The sequence below is a fragment of the Peribacillus sp. P4_C12 genome (genome assembly GCF_056402095.1).
Genome location: NZ_JBFUIB010000053.1, coordinates 1 through 18330, shown reverse-complemented (window position 1 = coordinate 18330; position 18330 = coordinate 1). Strand labels below are relative to the sequence as shown.

At 34.3% G+C, this 18330-nt stretch carries 18 protein-coding genes and 2 pseudogenes; 7 read left to right on the top strand and 13 right to left on the bottom strand.

What is annotated here, in order from left to right:
- Nucleotides 1-27: 27 nt before the first annotated feature.
- Both AC1DUW_RS10765 and AC1DUW_RS10760 read right to left on the bottom strand, forming a co-directional pair.
- Nucleotides 28-207, bottom strand: coding sequence for a hypothetical protein (locus AC1DUW_RS10765; RefSeq protein WP_477642513.1), 180 nt, complete (start codon nt 205-207; stop codon nt 28-30).
- A gap of 529 nt (nt 208-736) precedes the next feature.
- A complete protein-coding gene (locus AC1DUW_RS10760; protein WP_477642512.1) occupies nt 737-1408 on the bottom strand; it encodes a hypothetical protein in 672 nt (223 codons plus the stop codon).
- Nucleotides 1409-1835: 427 nt separating this feature from the next.
- Between AC1DUW_RS10760 and AC1DUW_RS10755 the strand changes: the two genes are divergently transcribed.
- Both AC1DUW_RS10755 and AC1DUW_RS10750 read left to right on the top strand, forming a co-directional pair.
- Nucleotides 1836-2285 (top strand): LytTR family DNA-binding domain-containing protein, encoded by a 450-nt coding sequence (locus AC1DUW_RS10755; protein WP_477642511.1) that lies wholly within the window; start codon nt 1836-1838, stop codon nt 2283-2285.
- Between the two features lie 5 nt (nt 2286-2290).
- Nucleotides 2291-2701 (top strand): DUF3021 domain-containing protein, encoded by a 411-nt coding sequence (locus AC1DUW_RS10750; RefSeq protein ID WP_402881778.1) that lies wholly within the window; start codon nt 2291-2293, stop codon nt 2699-2701.
- 256 nt (nt 2702-2957) lie between these two features.
- Here AC1DUW_RS10750 and AC1DUW_RS10745 read toward each other — a convergent pair whose 3' ends face one another.
- The 6 genes from AC1DUW_RS10745 to AC1DUW_RS10720 form a co-directional block, all read right to left on the bottom strand.
- Nucleotides 2958-3329, bottom strand: coding sequence for a DoxX family protein (locus tag AC1DUW_RS10745; RefSeq protein WP_477642510.1), 372 nt, complete (start codon nt 3327-3329; stop codon nt 2958-2960).
- A 174-nt stretch (nt 3330-3503) separates the two neighbouring features.
- Nucleotides 3504-4196, bottom strand: coding sequence for an ABC transporter permease (locus AC1DUW_RS10740; RefSeq protein ID WP_477642515.1), 693 nt, complete (start codon nt 4194-4196; stop codon nt 3504-3506).
- Nucleotides 4180-5103 carry an ABC transporter ATP-binding protein gene (locus tag AC1DUW_RS10735; protein ID WP_477642514.1) on the bottom strand — a complete coding sequence of 308 codons (924 nt, stop codon included), beginning with the start codon at nt 5101-5103 and terminating at the stop codon, nt 4180-4182. The genes AC1DUW_RS10740 and AC1DUW_RS10735 overlap by 17 nt, the downstream gene beginning before the upstream one ends.
- A gap of 208 nt (nt 5104-5311) precedes the next feature.
- On the bottom strand, nt 5312-6247 hold the full coding sequence (locus AC1DUW_RS10730; protein WP_477642509.1) for a sensor histidine kinase: 936 nt from the start codon (nt 6245-6247) through the stop codon (nt 5312-5314).
- Between the two features lie 3 nt (nt 6248-6250).
- Entirely contained in the window at nt 6251-6946 is a 696-nt protein-coding gene (locus AC1DUW_RS10725; protein ID WP_477642508.1) for a response regulator transcription factor, read from the bottom strand.
- Between the two features lie 449 nt (nt 6947-7395).
- Nucleotides 7396-8331, bottom strand: a complete 936-nt coding sequence (locus AC1DUW_RS10720) for a hypothetical protein (RefSeq protein WP_477642507.1) — start codon at nt 8329-8331, stop codon at nt 7396-7398.
- A gap of 286 nt (nt 8332-8617) precedes the next feature.
- Here AC1DUW_RS10720 and AC1DUW_RS10715 point away from each other — a divergent pair, with 286 nt between their 5' ends.
- Together AC1DUW_RS10715 and AC1DUW_RS10710 are read left to right on the top strand one after the other, a co-directional pair.
- The gene (locus AC1DUW_RS10715) at nt 8618-9613 is read left to right on the top strand and encodes a hypothetical protein (RefSeq protein ID WP_477642506.1); all 996 of its coding nucleotides are present in this window, start codon (nt 8618-8620) and stop codon (nt 9611-9613) included.
- A 223-nt stretch (nt 9614-9836) separates the two neighbouring features.
- Nucleotides 9837-10334: a hypothetical protein gene (locus tag AC1DUW_RS10710; RefSeq protein ID WP_477642505.1), complete on the top strand. Its 498-nt coding sequence runs from the start codon at nt 9837-9839 to the stop codon at nt 10332-10334.
- 154 nt (nt 10335-10488) lie between these two features.
- On the opposite strand, the gene AC1DUW_RS10705 is transcribed toward AC1DUW_RS10710, so the two are convergent.
- Together AC1DUW_RS10705 and AC1DUW_RS10700 are read right to left on the bottom strand one after the other, a co-directional pair.
- On the bottom strand, nt 10489-12726 hold the full coding sequence (locus AC1DUW_RS10705; RefSeq protein ID WP_477642504.1) for a transglycosylase domain-containing protein: 2238 nt from the start codon (nt 12724-12726) through the stop codon (nt 10489-10491).
- A 234-nt stretch (nt 12727-12960) separates the two neighbouring features.
- Nucleotides 12961-13275, bottom strand: coding sequence for a hypothetical protein (locus AC1DUW_RS10700; RefSeq protein WP_477642503.1), 315 nt, complete (start codon nt 13273-13275; stop codon nt 12961-12963).
- A 242-nt stretch (nt 13276-13517) separates the two neighbouring features.
- Between AC1DUW_RS10700 and AC1DUW_RS10695 the strand changes: the two genes are divergently transcribed.
- The 3 genes and pseudogenes from AC1DUW_RS10695 (at nt 13518) to AC1DUW_RS10685 (ending at nt 15129) form a co-directional block, all read left to right on the top strand.
- The gene (locus tag AC1DUW_RS10695; RefSeq protein ID WP_477642502.1) at nt 13518-14189 is read left to right on the top strand and encodes a response regulator; all 672 of its coding nucleotides are present in this window, start codon (nt 13518-13520) and stop codon (nt 14187-14189) included.
- 82 nt (nt 14190-14271) lie between these two features.
- Nucleotides 14272-14382 (top strand): annotated as a pseudogene (locus AC1DUW_RS10690) (IS3 family transposase); the annotation flags it as partial.
- A 243-nt stretch (nt 14383-14625) separates the two neighbouring features.
- Nucleotides 14626-15129 carry a DUF2690 domain-containing protein gene (locus AC1DUW_RS10685; protein WP_477642501.1) on the top strand — a complete coding sequence of 168 codons (504 nt, stop codon included), beginning with the start codon at nt 14626-14628 and terminating at the stop codon, nt 15127-15129.
- Nucleotides 15130-15304: 175 nt separating this feature from the next.
- Here the strand turns inward: AC1DUW_RS10685 and AC1DUW_RS10680 are convergent, their stop codons facing one another.
- The 3 genes and pseudogenes from AC1DUW_RS10680 to AC1DUW_RS10670 form a co-directional block, all read right to left on the bottom strand.
- Entirely contained in the window at nt 15305-15835 is a 531-nt protein-coding gene (locus tag AC1DUW_RS10680) for a DUF6609 family protein (protein ID WP_477642500.1), read from the bottom strand.
- Between the two features lie 241 nt (nt 15836-16076).
- A complete protein-coding gene (locus AC1DUW_RS10675) occupies nt 16077-16526 on the bottom strand; it encodes a hypothetical protein (protein WP_477642499.1) in 450 nt (149 codons plus the stop codon).
- 709 nt (nt 16527-17235) lie between these two features.
- A pseudogene (locus AC1DUW_RS10670) lies at nt 17236-18330 on the bottom strand (IS4 family transposase); the annotation flags it as partial.

Genomic DNA, 18330 nt, shown 5'->3' with positions numbered 1-18330 from the left:
ACGCACCCGTTAGTTGAATAAGGTCTTCTATCTTTTTACTTGGTCTATATTTGCTTTTAGATACCACATTGGAACTTCCATCAAGTCCCCTTCATCTTCCTCGTGACCTGTAAATAAGACCTCAAATACAATTGACTCATCTTTAATTTCAATTACTTTGACCCAGATTTCTTCAAACTTTAAAGTTTCACCTAATATAAAGTCCATCTGATAATAAGCTCTCCTTTTATACCATCTATATTTTCATTTTTCTCCTACTTCTTTAAGTAACCTGATCCGTTAGTTGTATAAAAAGAGCTGAAATCGATAGCTGGTGGATCTTCAAAAAAAGCTACCCGTTAGCCATCCATGAAGCGCAAAAATCAGCGCTTCACCACAGAGAATGAAAATTGGTTTCTAGGTCGATAATGTTTTAATGGCTGGCGAAGAAGGTCGTTGAAYTATGGTGCCTTTGAGCCCATCCGTTAGTCTGACTCCGACGACCACGGTGTACCACCGACTGTCGCGCCCTTTATGGGTAGCAYTCATGGGAGATTAATCCTTTTTTGGTCGTCGCGCTAGCCTCTACTTAATTTGCTATAATTGGAGGTTTTTGWTTAACGATTTACCAAACTCAATCAGATCACTCATAAGGCTCAKCCTTTTTTAAAAAGCGTTTTTACTGGGTCTATTTTGTTGTGGTTTTTTCTGGATTTTGAGCTTTTTTAATTTTCATGGGAGTTCAATAACAATTGAGTTAATAAATATATCTAAAAGTCTCATATTTTCCATACTTGATAACAGTTTCAAATTCTTCTTCACCGTTTTTATCTTTTAGCAAAGCGTCCATCTTATCATCTTTAATATTGTAATGTCTCTTATTCAGAAAGCCTACACTTCGGATTGTTGGATGGTCTAAAATTGGTGATAAGTCACCATCTAATACATTAGTATCAACAAATCTAAAGTCAATTAGGTTAGGAAATTGATTTAAAAAATTCAAATTCTCAAGATTACCGCAAGAATTAAGGCACAGAACCCGAAGATTTTTCAGAGAGAATAATTCTTTATTTGGTACAAATTTCTTTGATTGATTAATATGTAAATGTTCTATCGTATCGGCTAATCCAGACAAACCAAAATCATTTTGTAATTTAGTACAATAATGTAATTCTAAACGCTTTAATTTATTCATTTTTTCTATCCCAAGGAAATCTTGTATATTGGACCAGTTTAATTCTAGATAGAGGAGATTTTCAGGAATACCAACAAAGTTGCCCAGCTTATTCTTTTTATGATGCCAAAGAGTTAAATACTCAATGTTTTCAAGCTGCATCTCATTAAATTTATCTTCTTTTAAATTGAAGTAAGCCTGAAGATTATCTGGTATTTGTTCAAACCAAATCGTATTATTTCTCCAGTTATCCATTTTGAATCGCCCCTATATTCGCCATTATTTTTTTTATCTTATCATTTGGACTTATTAAACCAAATTGATCCTTTAGTTGCAAAACAAAAAGGTTGCTTCAGCAACCTCCCTTATTGAACTAAAGCACCCGTTACTTTAAGTACAATACTTCACAAAGTAATGAATAATACTCATCAAAAAATACTGTAACCATTCCTCTCTCACAGTTGAAGGTTTTATGGCTTTCTTTATAACTACCTCAACAAATTGTTGTTTTCGTTAAACGGATCATGGGATTCCTTTTATGTAAGTCACCAACTATTTTCCACAAGTTACCCTTCATTTTTCTTCCACTTACTGGAATTATGGAGACTTGAAAGGAATTTCAACATAAAATGTGATTAGAAAGTCAATGAGAGGATTTTAGGTGAAAAGAGGTGTCTGAAATTTGAAACTTTTCCTTAATATTGACAAAGCATTTAAAGAAACGAGAGTTACCATCGAAGGTCCTGAGTTGGATGAAAATATACAGGAACTAATTGACTGCATCTATGGAAGGGAGCAACAATTCTTGATTGGAAAAAAGGGAGAAATGCAACATATTCTCAAACCGGATGACATCCACTATTATCATACTGAAAACGATCATATTATCGCCGTAACAGAAACAGATTCTTTTATTTTAAAAGAGAAATTATATGAGCTCGAGTCCATGCTCCCTTCTAAAAAATTTATCCGTCTGTCTAAATCGGTTATCGCCAATTTGAATCAATTGAGCCGTTTTGAAGCATTATTCAATGGTACACTCTGCGTTTACTTCAAATCAGGAAAGAAAGAATATGTGTCTCGTACCTATGTCCCTGCGATTAAAGAAGCTCTAAAATTGAATAGGAGGTAAGTAGAATGAAAACATTTATTATCCGTAGTTTCATAGGTATTTTCTTCGGAGGCTTTATTGCGGTTTTAATCACCAATTTGAATATCCTTTTCGGCGGCTTCGACATGATAGATGGACCATTATTTTTGAAAAACTCCATAGGTTCTGTTCTCTGCGGCTGGCTTTTTACAGTCAGTCCTTTGTACTTTGAAAACAGGAATTTGAAACTTTCCCAGCAGACCATTCTTCATTTTTTAACCGTCACGATCCTATACCTCATCTTGGCACTCACGATCGGATGGATCCCATTTAATATCACAAATATTTTGTTAACATTCTTAATTTCCATTGTCGTCTATACGATCTTTTGGGTTGCATTTTATCTTTACTTCAAAAATCAAGCACGGAAATTAAATGATGATTTAAAGAAACTATGAGAATTGATGTTTATGAGGTACTGGGCTTTGGGCTAGCAAGGATATCCCAATTTAAAATAAAAAAATCTTCCGCCTTGGAAGATTTTTTGTTTGATTTTCCATACAGAAATATTGTGCTTATTAAAGTAAACTGCCCCTTTAGTTGCATAACAAAAAGGTTGCTTCAGCAACCTTCCTTAATGAACTAAAGCACCCGTTAGTTCCATAGGAAATTACTTAATTAATCGAGATTGTTTTCATTCAGTTATGAAATATTTCAGAACAATTTAGTCAGTTCGGAGATATTCAATAGCATGATAAAAAAAGCGACAATGCACAATACAGCTGCAGGCACAGCTTTGCTAAATGGGTCTTTCACCCTTATATGTGCTACGGCTGCACCTATCATAATAATTCCAATCCAGATACCGCTTAATGATGCAACACCCGGATACCAAATACCTATAATCAATCCGATTACACCAACTATTTGCGCTAACCCTGTTACTACCCGGAACTCTTTTTTTAATTTAAGATGCTCAAAAGATTCTACTTGCATTTTAGTCCCTAAAATCTTTCCGAAACCAGTCATTAAAAACACAAAACCTAATAATAATTGAAGTACAATTGATAATGTAATAATTACCACTCCTTATTGTTATGTGAATAACAGCAATTAATCGAGACCGTTCTTTAACAGGATATTCGGTTTTCAGGATAGTTTAAGAAGGGGGCCTACCAACAAAACGCGGAGAACATACGCTAAGACATTTTATGGAATTGAAAAGACAATTTTTAATCAAGTTGTACCGGATTGCCAAAACTAAATATCCCCCACTCTATCTACCATTTTAATCGAAAGATAAGCACTAACTACTCCTAGTAGACATAGCCATGCGTTCACAATATCAGCATTAAGATTGACATTCAGAAGATAGGAGAAATTTTGAAATTGCATAAGAAATATTGCACAAATAACTGTTGGTATCGTTGCTCTTTTCCAAAAACCAAAGAAAAAGATTGGGATTAAACTTATAAGTGTAACAATTAAAGAATGAACAAACATCTTACTAAAATATGTTGTAATATCTGCTACAGTTGGTTGCCCATTAATAATATGAAATGCCTGATCAAGTAAAAAGGTTGTCATACCCGCCAACAAAAAGGATACCAGCGTACAAAGGAAAACAAAAAGTGAGATAAAAAGAACCTTTGCCATAACCAATTTTTCCCGACTTATTGGATATCCGAATGAAAGAGATATTGTTTTATTTTTATATTCATCGATTACAACCTGATTAATAAGTGATGCTCCAAAAAGAACAAATCCCATTTGCATCGACATCATTAGCTGGATGATGGTTGAATAACTTTGACCAAATTCTGCACTGACCATTTTAATAAAAAACATTGGCAAGAACATCAGAATACCCCAATATATAATCAGCTCACTAATGATCATTTTTTGCTTTAACTTTCTCCACTCCAACTCCATCAATTTAACCAACTTTTCCACCTCCATGAATTTGTTGATAAAAATAGTCTTCCAAAGTACTTGTATGCTTTTGTATTTCCTCGATATCGACATCATGCAAAATTAGTGTTTTCGATATTTCACTTTGCGGCAAAGTAAGATCATATATACGAATCTTATTATCCTGCACAATTTTCATATTGGAAATTTGAAGATCATGCTCTAGTAAATAGACTGATTTCTCCACATCTTTAGTGACAATTTCAATATAGTCTGTGCGTTGCTTACTAATATCTGCTAATTTCACTTCATTCACGAGCTTTCCATCCTTAATGACCCCGATTCTGTCAGCTACTTGTTCAATTTCCCCTAAAATGTGACTGGATAGAAGAAAAGTAATCCCATATTCCCTGTTTAACATTCGAATTAAATCCCTCATATCTTTTATGCCAATTGGATCAAGGCCATTTGTAGGTTCATCTAATATTATCAGTTCAGGCTTTGTTATGATTGCTCTTACAATCCCAAGACGCTGCTTCATCCCAAGCGAAAAATCCCTCACAATTTTATCTTCAATCCCAGTTAGATGAACCATATCCAAAGCTTGCGTAATTGCTTTTTTATCATAAAAACCTAAATATTCACAGTGAAGCTGAAGATTCTCCATCGCTGTTAAATGCTCGAAAAAGATTGGATATTCAATAATACTCCCGACTCGTTTCAAACCAGACTTCGTGGTTTCTGTAAGCTTCTGACCAAACAACGCTATCTCTCCTGTAGTAGGACTTATTAATCCTGTGAGCATTTTCATTATCGTTGTTTTCCCGGCACCATTTCGCCCGAGAAAACCATATATTTCACCTTTTTTTATATGAAGATTTACATTAGATACGAGCATTTTACCTTTTACAATTTTCGTTAATCCATTTGTTCGAACTACGTAATCCATCATTTTGACCTCCTTTATTACTTCTACTTCTATCATAAGCAGAGAAAGTATCTTTTTTCTTTCTCATTCCTTACATGTTTCTTAAGTTTGGATATTTTACAGCGAGCTGCTTTCGCTAGACACCAAAACATCTTAAAAAAATTTATACTTTCTTAAAAATAAAAAGCAAAAAAGAGCCGTTCCAACAGAACACCTCTTTCGAGAAGTCTTAATATGTAATTTGTTTGAAAATACAAGTGAAGGTCGTTTTTTCAAAGGGTTTGCTACTTAGGTGAATCGAACCCTTCATTGCTTCTGTTAAGCGTTTCGTAATGCTTAGACCTAGGCCACTTCCTTGAAATTGTGGATTTCTAGCATCATCTAATGTATATAGCCTGTCAAACACCCGATCTTGATGCACCTTTGCAATCCCTTTTCCTTTATCCCAAATCTCTACAGCAATAGCTCCCCCATCTTCTCGAAGTGTTAAACCAAATACTCCCCCATCACTTCCATACCGAATAGAATTCGAGATTAGATTGCTAAGTATTCGATTTAAAGCATTCTCATTACCGAGGATGTAAAAATTATGCTCTGGAATTTCAATCTCTACCTGAAGACCTTTTGATAGGAGCAAATCATAAAATTCCAACACGTTCTTCCTACAAATCTCATTGAGAGATACCTTACTTAATGGAATCACATAATCATTGGATTCTATTTTAACAAGGTCAAAAAATTGATTAAGTAAAGCGATTAGGCCCAAAACTTTTTCATGAAGGCGTAAAATGGCCATTTCCTTCTCTTCCTCATTTAACTTTTCATCAAGCTTCAATTTTTCCACATAGCCTAAAATAACAGTTAGTGGTGTTTTCAAATCATGTGACATGTTGGATATCATTTTCCTTAAGCTATCTTTTGTTTTTGCGTAATCCGCAAATACCTTTTGGTTGTAATCCAAAAGACGGTTGATTTGAATGAGTAAAAGCTGAATGGAATGCTGGTCTGTTTGTAGTAACATTTTTTCAGCTTTCTTGTGTTCTATTATATCTGTTAATTTTCCACTTATTTCATTTAAGTTTTTATTTATTCTTTTACGGGAAAAATATTGCAATCCATACATAACAACTAAAATGATAATAATAACACTTAGGGCAATCATCATGAACTATTCACCTAATTTATATCCGATTCCCCAAATTGTTCGAATATACTGTGGGTTAGACGGATCCTCTTCAATTTTTTCCCGAAGCCTTCTTATATGAACATTTATCACATTTTCATTCCCGTAATAATCATCTTCCCAAATAAAATGGTATATTTGTTCCTTTGTAAACACTCTACTCTGATTTGTCATAAACAGCTTTAAAATATGGAATTCCTTGGATGTAAGCTGCACATTCTTATCTTTAATTTGTACAGAAAAGGTATGCAAGTCGAGGGATAGTTCCTTAAAATGAATAGTATCGGAAGTGGATTGATTCTCAGTAGGAATATATTGCGTTGCCCTACGAATAGCAGCATGTACTCTGGCTGTTAGTTCAATCATTGAAATAGGTTTGCTTATATAATCATCTGCACCAAAACCGAGACCCAACGCTTTGTCTAAGTCACTCCCTTTTGCTGAAATGATCAATACAGGAATTAAGCTTTTTCCTCTTATTCGTTTTAAAAAATCCATACCACTTAACTTAGGAAGCATTAAATCAAGCAAGATTAAATCGAGTTCTTCTTTATCAAAAAGAGATACTGCTTCCTCTCCATCGAATGCGGTAAGTACTGTAAAATTCTCCTGGTCCAAATAATCTGTTATCAATTTACTAATTTCCCTGTCGTCTTCCACAAGCAGAATACGCTTTTGCATACTTCCACATCCATTCATTTGTTTTAACAATGCAAATTAATCTCATATCTTTTTTATCTATTACTTTATTTCTATACTTTGAACATAATTCCTTCCTCAACTAAATGGCCCTTTAACGGAACAACTCTATTGTCACTCAACAGTTTCTTAATCCATCTTTCAATTCAGATGTTCTTTTCCATTTCACTATAAAAAAACACCCCTTTAGAAAAAACCATATCCAAAGAGGTAAAACGGTGCAACTTTATTTCAAATCCACACGGGCTAGAGAAATGTTGATTTTTGAACAAATAAAAGAGACCACTTATTGTGGTCTTCCTTTATGCCCTATGGAACTAACGCAGCCGTTAGTTTAAGTACAATATTTCACAAAGAAAAAAGAACTTTCATTTAATGAAGGCCCTTTTTTGTGGCTTAGAGTAAAGGTTCGAGTTTCTTTAATAACACGCTTAGTTTTTTACACATTTGATAGGATCAATTCTGATGGATTCCCAGTTTCCTTCAGAATCCTTTTTATATTGAGAAATTAATACATCTGTATCATTTGTTAATTGATAAAAGATAAACCGATAATCGGCTCCATCCGTACCAATATAATCAATGGTTTTGACGAAACCGTCTTGTTTAGTAGGCAGCTGTTTTTTAATTAACTTGCACCAGTTTCCATACATAATACCAACGACTGCTTCCGCATCATGCTGCCAGAGATGATAGGGTGCACATAGGAAGTCCTCTCCGTACAATTTCATCTGGTCAATTTTATACAGGTTTTGAACTTTTTTTAATTGGACATAGCCGTAATAATAAGCAAAATAGGTGACTCCTTTTGATGAACCTTCGATGCTTTCTAGCTCAATGAAATAAGGAACAATGCCTTTTTCATCAGGAAGTCTGTTCATCTTTATTAAATTTAGATGTCCAATTCCAGCAAACGATTGAAGATATTCATTATAGGAAACCCTTTTGTGATAGTCTTTAGTAAAAAAGTTATAAGCAATTGGATAGGGCAACTTTGCCATCCCCACAGTTCCGCACCCACCCAACTGGTTTTGAGTGAGGTTATCTGCCTCTCTTAAAATACTAAAGTAGTTTAAAACAGTTTCATCAGGAGTCCGAGTTAATGTTGCAGGGAGTTTAATTTCTTTGTAGTTTTTTTCATAATAGGGATCAAAAAATTGGATGTTCTTGACAAGGGTATTTTTAATAGGGAGGCGGGAAGGACGAAAGTATTTTTCGGCATCTCTGGTACTTATTAACGAAGTTTGGTTTCGTTCAACTGGTTGGCCAAATATTTGCGGTTCGTATTGAGATCCCATAACGAGAGTCAATTTTTTTCTGGGATAATGATTGAACGTCCGATTTATCCATTTTGTAAAGTGTTTCAATTAGACTCCCCCTCCTACAAAAAAGTATTATTCTAATTTATGTTGAGGAATAAAGGTTTATAATCTTCAACTAACCTGCCCCGATAGCTCCATAAAGAAAAGCTGCCTTAAAGACAGCTCCTATCTTCAGCTAACGCACCTGTTAGTTCATTAAGAAAAGCGATTCTTATTAAAGAATCGCGCCCGATTGTGGAAGATTAAAAGCTGTTTAAGGGTTCCCCACTTATTGAAACATTAACACTTCATAGGTGGCTAATGGAGAAGCTTAATAAGAACATTAAAAACTATGTTACAATTAACAATGTTGGGTAAAAATGCTAATATTTTAGGGGATGATTTTTTGAAAAAAATATCAATGTTATTCATTTTATTCGGTATGTTATTTTTAGTAGCATGTACATCAAATAAAACCAATAACGAAATGGAAAGCTCTGATAATAATGTCACATCTAAAGGTAGTCCAAATAATTTAATTTCCTACTATGAAACAATCAAATTAGAAAATGCCATTGAATCTTCTTTTAACAAAAATGTGTTTAAGAAAAAAGGGCATCCAAATGGCTATGATTTAACCCTTTCTCGAGAAAAGAAAGAAGTCATTCTCGTGATTATACCTTATTCCAAGAAAAATTTTAATTATTTAAAAAACGATCTTCAAAGTAATATTGAAGAAGTATTGAAAACAAAAAAGTATAGGGATTATAAAGTAAAAGTTCTTGCTTATTGGAATGATACCAATCAGACAGAAAGACAAAAACGAGAGGAAAAAATTATTCAGGAAGTAGCAAATGAAATGAAGAAGATCGATAAAATTGATGTTTTGTTGACAGGAACTTCATATTCAGCCACTGACGGACGCATTGTACAATTGGACTTAATGTTCTATAGAAACGATAAAGAAGTTATTGAGCCAAATGAGGTTAACAATTTTCATAAAGAATTTCTTAAGTTAGCTCAAGAAAAAGGATTCAATGTTAAGGATATTCCAATACGTTTTAAATCAAATTTAAAACGAGATTGGAAAATGAAAGTTATGCCATCAATAGATCAAGGGTTGAAAGAAATAAAGGATCTCAAAGTTACATCTACAACTATAATAGATGATCAGAATCCCATTATTATTAATACTTCCATAGACAGTACAGATAAAAAAGCTAAAGAAATAGGAAAACGTATTGAAGAACTCACAAATGAATTTTTTCAATATAAACAAATAAAAAAATCATTTCCTGGCCCTTATGAAATTCATGTTCTAAGTAAAGACAATAAGAAAATAAATTAAGCAATAAAAAAAGGATCTTCCAATCAAAGATCCTTTTTTATTGTATATAAGATTTATTAAGTAAACTAGCTTGCTGCTAATTGCTATGTTCCTCAACAATCTTGCCCTTTAATGGAATAATATGAATGACGTTTTTATGTATGATACTTTGGCCACATTTATAAATAACATAGTTCATTCCATTTTGGGCAAAGTATCTGTAACTAAAAACAAGGAGGTAGTCATGTTTAAGAAAACGATACTTGCTATATCTACATTATTTCTTTTGAACATAGTCGCACCAACACTAGAGACAAAAGCTTTAACATTTGATAAATTGCCAACCAAACAAACATCGAAACAATGGTCGGTTCAAGTAGATAAAGCCGATCAAGGTAAGGGGTTAGTAAAACCCGAAAAGGGAAAATTTCATACTTACTCTTTAGAGGTTGATAACATTGGTAAGGATATATTGTCTGCGGAAATTTATATGTTTAGAAATGAACCTAACTCTAAAACGAAGTTTTCACTTTTTAGTTGTCCTGATGAAAAGGAATGCAATAAAGAACACTTTGAAAGAGCGATTTCTTTAGCAAAACAAATGAATGATGGGTATCCTTATAGATTTAGCAATTTCCTTTTGGCTGAAAAAGCTACGGAAATCGAAGTGGAAATAATTTGGACTCAAAAGGGGATGGAAGGCAGACCTTTAAAAGAAACATTTACATTCACTGCTGAATAACAAAAAAACAAAAAGACCGAAATAATCGGTCTTTTTGTTGAACTAACGCACCCTATAGTTTAAGTAGAAACCTTCACATTCTCTTATGTGTATCATAAAAAAGGATGGAACCAATGCGATCCCATCCTAAAAATCTCTATTGTTTGTGTTTCTTTTACTCGTGTTGTTTATGCTTCTCTTCCTCTTTTTTGTGTTTCTCTTCCTCTTTTTTGTGTTTCTTTTCCTCTTGTTTTTTATGCCTCTCTTCCTCTTTTTTGTGTTTCTTTTCCTCTTGTTTTTTATGCTTCTCTTCCTCTTGTTTATGTTTTTTATCCTCTTTATTTCCACCAATATCAAATGGGTTATCTTTATTATTTTTTGTAACTGGTGGAGCTTCTTCAGGATTTGCACCTTTAATGAACAGTTCATTATTCACCTGGTATACATCACTAGGCTGCTGGAATCTACTTTGGTCTGTTCCAAACGCTTCCAGCATGGCCTTAAACATTTGGTGCGAGATTTTAGTTGTATTTCCATCCATATAATTACCTGGACCATTTTTAGTATATCCAGTCCAAACCGCCATAGTGTATTCCGGTGTATAACCAGCGAACCAGCTATCATTTACCGCACCGGATGGATATCCATATTGTGCTCTGGTTTTACTGTCAAAATTGGTTGTGCCAGTTTTTCCAGCCACATCTAGTCCAAGGACATTTGCTGTTTTTCCTGTACCAGATTTTACGACTGTCCGTAACATATCCGTCACCAAATAAGCTGTGTAATCATGCATAACACGTTTTTGCTTTGGAGTTAAATTAACAACTCTGCCATCAGGATAGACAACTTTACGAACAAAATGTGGTGTATTGTATTCACCGTTATTTCCAAAAGCACTATATGCCCCTGCCAACTCTAATGGATTAACCGTATTACTTCCAATCGCATATGATTCGTACACCTTATTATTATTAAAAGTAATACCCAGATTTTCTGCAAAGTTTTGTGCTTTATCCATCCCTACTTCTTGAAGGGTAAGGAGTGCTGGAATATTGTATGACCATTGAAGTGCTGTTCTAATCGATAACGTTCCGTGATATTGATGATCCCAGTTAGAAATAGACTGACCATTTGAGTAGGATATCTCATGATCATTAATTTGGTGTGCTGTAGACCATTTTAAATTTTCAATAGCCGGACCATAATCAAAGACTGGCTTGAAAGTAGATCCTGGTTGACGTTTAATATCAACCGCAAAGTTGTTGCCTCGGAAGGAAGCTTTATATTGGTTTCGACCACTTCCAATAGCTCGAACTTCTCCTGTTTTTGTATCTAAAAATACGAAGGCTCCTTGAAAATTGTCATTTGGATAAGAAATAATCGTATCGGTGTTCATTATTTTGTCCGCAAAGGTCTGAGCTTTTGGATCTAGCGTCGTATAAATAGATAATCCATCCGAACTGATATCTACATTTTTCAGCTTTCTTTCAACTTCTTTTACAACAGCGTCCAAAAACGCCTCGTACGGCATTCCTTGCTGTTTCGTTTTTGGAACAAGTCCTGCTGTAACTGGAACCTTCTTTGCATCCTCCAATTGCTTTTTCGTAATATACCCTTGTTTATACATAGCTTCTAAAACAATATTACGACGATTTGTTGCAGCTTTCACATGTTCGGGTTCAGTGGGATCGTAATAACTTGGACTCTGTGGGAGCCCCGCCAACATAGCGGCCTCCGGAAGCGTTAATTTATCTAGATGATCGGCATCGATTCCGTAGTAATTTTTGGCTGCAGCTGCTACACCATATGTCCCGTCTCCAAGGTAGATCTTATTTAAATACATCATTAAGATTTGATGTTTGGAATACTTTTGCTCAAGCTGATAGGCCAAGCTCCATTCCTGTACCTTTCGCTTTATTGTTTTCTGAGGTGACAAAAAGGAGTTTTTAATGACCTGCTGTGTAATCGTACTTCCGCCTTGAGATCCGAAATCCCCTTTTAGGTTTTTGAAGATTGCTCTCGAAGTTCCTTTTATATCAATGCCATTGTGTTCATAAAAATGTGCATCCTCCGTGGCAATGAAAGCATGTTCCAACATTTTTGGAACTTGAGAATACTTAATTTTTGTCCGCTTTTCTTTACCATATTCGTAAAGGAAATTCCCGTTCTTATCGTATAATTTGGTAGAAAGAGGATCGACTAGTTTAGAAGCATCTATTTTAGGTGCATCCTTAATCATTGCTGCAAACGTAACTGCCCCTATTCCCATTGAAACAACACCTAACAGTAAACACCAAAGTAAAACTTTATTCAAGAAAGACCTTCTTTTAGGGGGATTTTTACCTTTTTTTTGATCTTGTTTTGTTTTTTCCACTTGTTTTCGTTCCTGACGAGAACGATACGTTTCTGACATTAATCTTCTCTCCCATATTCAAGTTATTCAACAAAATTGAAGAAAACTATGCAAAGTAATAACCTTTTATTTACTCACTAGTCATTGATGATCAGTATGGTATTTAAAACAATGCTTTTCATGCAAAATCTGTGATTTATTTTCAGTAATGTCGCATAAGACATCTAGTGAACAAATAAAAAAAGACAGTGTACCACACTGCCTCTTTTTTTATGGGTTAAAGAAAACAAAGAATTATTTAATCTTATCTAGTGAAATTATTCTATGTTTTAATTCTGAATTCATATCTAAAACACCTATCACAATTTGATTATCTTCCGTCAATGTTATGTATCTGAAATAATCATCATCAGAAATCAACAAATCGGTGTCATTCGTCGTTTTTTCCATTTTGGCAAATACATCTACTGTGTACTCAAGGTGAAAAAAATCATCGAATCCCTTGCTTGAGCTACCTACCCAGGTATACAGAAAATCTTTCAGTGTGATTTGTTCAATCACCGATAATTGCTTCTTGAATTTTAACTTATCTACTGTTACGCTTACCATCTTTCTTCACTCCTTAACGAGTATTAATTATATACAATGAAGTCTCCTCCAACAATGCTATTTGTATAACAATCCGTTTACAGTTTAGTTACTATAGGGGTATCGCTATCAAGCTAAGAAAAAGGATTATCCCCAAAACGAAAAAATATGCTATTCTTTGAAAATGCTGCTGAAAAGAAAATTCCCTATCATTTATAAATTTTAGAGAATAGGCATTTAAATAAATTAGGAGGAAGAAGCCGTTGAAGACTAGTATCATCATTATCGATGACCATCAGCTTTTCCGTGAAGGCGTTAAGCGTATATTAGATTTTGAATCATCCTTTGATGTTGTTGCCGAAGGCGATGACGGAAGCGAGGCTATGGATCTTGTTAAAACACACAAACCAGATGTCGTTATCCTGGATATCAACATGCAGAATATGAACGGTGTCGAAGCAACTAAAATGCTTGTAAACCGTTACCCTGAAACGAAAGTCATCATTTTATCGATTCATGATGATGAAAACTATGTACAGCATGCATTGAAAACAGGAGCACAGGGTTATCTGTTGAAAGAAATGGACGCAGATGCGYTAATTGATGCTGTTCGTGTAGTCGCAGAAGGTAGCTCATACCTTCATCCGAAGGTGACACATAATCTAGTCAAAGAATATCGCCGTTTAGCTGCTGATCGTGATTCAGTGCATGCTGCAGAGATCAGAAGACCGCTTCACCTATTGACTCGACGCGAGTGTGAAGTTCTTCAAATTTTAGCATACGGAAAAAGCAACCGTGCCATCGGCGAAACTTTATACATCAGTGAAAAAACAGTAAAAAACCATGTGACTAACATTCTTCAAAAAATGAATGTAAACGACCGTACACAAGCTGTTGTTCTAGCTATTAAAAACGGATGGGTAGAAGTGAAATAATTTCAACTTATGTTAAGTCCGGCTCTTCAGTTTTCGCAATGCGTGCTGAAGAGGCGGGCTTTTCTCACGAAACGAGCCTTAGAAACAAGAACTAGCAAAATATATAGAATACTATAATCACATACGAATCAAGGCAAAATTAAAAGGCATGAGCCCGGTACAATACCGAGCTCATGCCCAACGGGCTGCCTAACGAAATAACCTGTCTAACTTTATGGGGTCAGTTCAATGTTAAGGAATCGACTATTCGGTCGATAAAAAAAGAAGCTCTTCGAAGCTTCTTTTTTTATTGTTTCTGATGATGATTTAACATAGCAACCCCCTTTTTAAAATAAATCTGAATATTTTATTAATTGTAACAAATTCTTCGTCATATAATAAATTGATTAATACCGACTAGTTGGTATTAAAACTTATTTTAAAGGAGAAGAAAAAAATGACATTATCTCAAGGGATTATAAAGAAATGGCTATTACTGTTTGTTTTATGCTTTTCAATGATATTTGCAATTACACCAATAAATAAAGCATCTGCCCTATCTTATGATTATTCAAACCCTTACTCAACAGGTTGTGCATATAAAAGTCCAATCACCTATGAAACAAAATATATCTATAGTAGAAACGGCGTGAAAATTGGATATGTACAGCTAAAAGGAAGTGCCTATTGTCATACGGCTTGGGGTTACGTAAAGTTTTATTCTGCTGCTCCGTACGATAATTATGCCAAAGCAATCGTAAATAGTTACACCAATGGCACTACTCGGAGAACATTTACTAATTGTGCTTCTTCCGGTGGAAACGGGATGGTAATGAAAGGTCAAACCTCTTGTTATACCCCTCAATTATGGGATAAAGACCCGTATAAAGCTTCGGCCGAAGTGTGGATTTATACATCAGATGGTTGGGGTACCCAAAATGCGATTACCGGCCGTCACTAAATATCTGAGTTTAGACTAACAGGGAAGTTTAGTTCACAAGCAGCAAAAAGGATCTTTAATCGAAGATCCTTTTTCTCTGCCGATTTTCGGGGGGCCGGAAACTCTACCCCTTCTAGAACTAACGCACCTATTAGTTTAAGTACACTATTTCACAATTTCCTTGTTACTCATTAAACTATCTATCATTGGCTTTTGCGGGAACTAAAAGAAATATACCAAATATTATTTTTATTAAACCATCAATATATCCAAAATAATCAAAGCTTATATTCGAATTAAATATGCCTATAAACACATTTAATATCAATAAAATAGAAAGAATTATTAACTGTTTTCCGTAGACAAATGTAGAAGTTATAAAATGAATTGCCGTTGCTAACAACGCTCCAAACCAAGTCATTCTAAAATCATCCATCATAATATATTTACCAGAAAATAAAAATATAAGTACAAACATCATTAGGATAGATATCGTGTTTATATTTGATTGGAATTTTGAATTTGGTCCATAGGATAGATGTTTTTTAATAAATGTCATACGGAAAATAACTATTTTTCCCACGATAAAACCTAATGTAAATATTATTGGGTTTATCATAAACTTTCCACCGAAAATAGTGCCTATTATAACTATTAGTCCAATCCAAATAAGCCATATTCCAAATACACGTTTATTAGGAAATTTTATATTTTTCTCCTTCAACATAATCCATTCCCCCCTATACACTAAAATTAATATGTTTAATATACTTATTATGAATTCGATTAAGAAATTAATGTTCGTTCTTATTTTCCCACTAGGTATAATACTTACGTTTGTTGTCCGAAATATGTTTCAAAATTTCGGGTGATTCTTCAACAATCCTGCCCCGTTAGTGCCATAAGAAAAAGGCTGCCTCAGCAACCTATCTTATTGAAGTAAAGCACCCGTTAGTTGCATTAGAACCCTATTGAACTTCAATGACAAACACATAACTTGAATCTCCTTTTTCCCATCTTGCGAAAATATCGTATACATATACACCTTTCTCTTTAGGTGCTGTCAAAACATTATCATTTAATTTTGCAGTCTCTGTTTCTTCATTACTAATCCATTTATTTGCTCCCAATGTATTTTTTTTAGGTTCGTTTTTAAATTCTACTTTTAATTGGGCTTCAGGTGATACAACAACAGGTTTAAGACCTTCGTGTTTAATAATCATTGGTGGAGAGATCATATCAACACACTTAGCGTTCAAAAGTCCATTCCAGCAATAAGAACCTTGTGCTGTCGATACACTCTTGTCTCCAATTGTTATGGTCGGTGAAGGTGGTTCCGAGTTAAATAGCCCGATAATAAGATAAATTCCGAAAACTAAAACAATCAATACTAAAAAGAAGCGTAAAAACTTCCTCATGAACTTCCCCCTCATCATAATAGACTCATATTTCTTTTTCTATTAGACGTAAACTGATTGATAAAGGTTTCTAATGGAACTAAACTGCCCCTTTAGTTGCATAACAAAAAGGTTGCTTCAGCAACCTCCCTTATTGAACTAAAGCACCCGTTAGTTCTATAAAAAATATATTAAGTTCATTTTTTTCTACCTATATAAAGCAAGTGAGTTGATATTCCGAGAATATGAGGGTCTGCTGCTCTATCTTTAATTAATTTCAAACTTTCAAATCCTTGTTCTTCCATAAAAGGATTGATGTCTTCAATATCATATGGTCAATCTCACCCATCCCGAGAAGCTGTATCGTCAAGTTACTGGTTTTATGAAGGAATGAAAAGTTTACTATGCCAAAGGCTCCGGAAAATCATTCGTCAGTTTTGTAACTTATCTAACTTATAAAACGGGCGACAATATAATATTAACAGTTCAATTAAAGGGCGCAATTATTGAATAATTAAAACCCAATTTCTCATTTATATCACTGAGAGATTGGGTTTTTTAATACTGGAATATCCTTAACGTTGTAAATCGGCGTTTTGCTGGCGGTACCCCATCGCCATCAAGCTAAGCGCGCAAGAGATAATATAAAAGTGTGTTCTCTTTAATTTGCTATGGTAACACTAAAAATGCGCATGACAAAAAAACCATCAAATAGGTTTTTAAAAAAATATTAGGCAGCTTTAAGTTTTTGTGACGTACAATCATTCACAATACCTAAGATATCAAAGACCGTTTTCTTGTTATAACGATGACATTTCCGTCCGTTTTTCTCCAAAAGGTGAAACAGACGTAGAAAAATTTTTGATAATTCTTTGCGTCCTTTTGTAATCCTTGATAAAACAATAAATAATAGTCTTTTATCATATAGATRGATTTATATTCACTTAACTCCTTCTTTTTCTTRTCTAAAAGTAACTGACGCATTYTAAACATSGTAGAKGAACAGAGTAAAATGCTAATMAGTTGSCCATACAAGTGACACTCTAAGCGTTCCCTCTTRATCTCTTTGCACTTGTCAATTTGAAAGAAAGATTTCCATGTYTTAAATAGAATTTCAATCTGCCAACGTAACGAATACAGKTCATGRATATGTTCCGTTGGAACKTCTTCTAAAGAAAGATTTGTAATATATACGTTCATTCCACTTAATCGTTTGCTTCGGTCTTTATAGGTAATGCCCTTCTTCTTTTCTTTTTTTGCTTGTTCTTTCAATCTTTTCTCTGTTTGTRCCTCAGTTAGTCGATGAATAAYCACTYGKGCGGGTAGTTTTTGATACAGCCCAATKTATGCTTCTGAAATTTCRAGTGTTTGACCAGGTTGTAATTGATTCATAAGCTCTTCCSTGTCTAACTGAATAAAGAGAGTACCTTTCTTCACAGTCCCATTTCGAAAAAACTCTGGTTCATCGTTCTTAGATACGAGAATTTAACTTCAAACGTGAGACATAGTAAGCGCCTTCATCATTCATTTTCTCTCCTTTCTCCTACATAAACGTGGAGGAACTTCCCACTCAATAAGTCATATTCAAGTTGGAATTTAACAACTGCGGTATGGCTGCTTCCGCCAGAACCTTGATAATGTGAGGAAAACTTATCTGGAAGTTGAAATGTTGTAGAATCTAGGATCCGAATACGTTTAAAAGTCGTGGAGTATGGGTGAAGTATTTCTTGTGTTGAATGAATTCTTTGAGTGAGAAGATTAGCTAGAACTTGTTGAAGAAACTGTACGGCTGAACCATTAAATCGTTGATTAAGCCCTTCGGGGC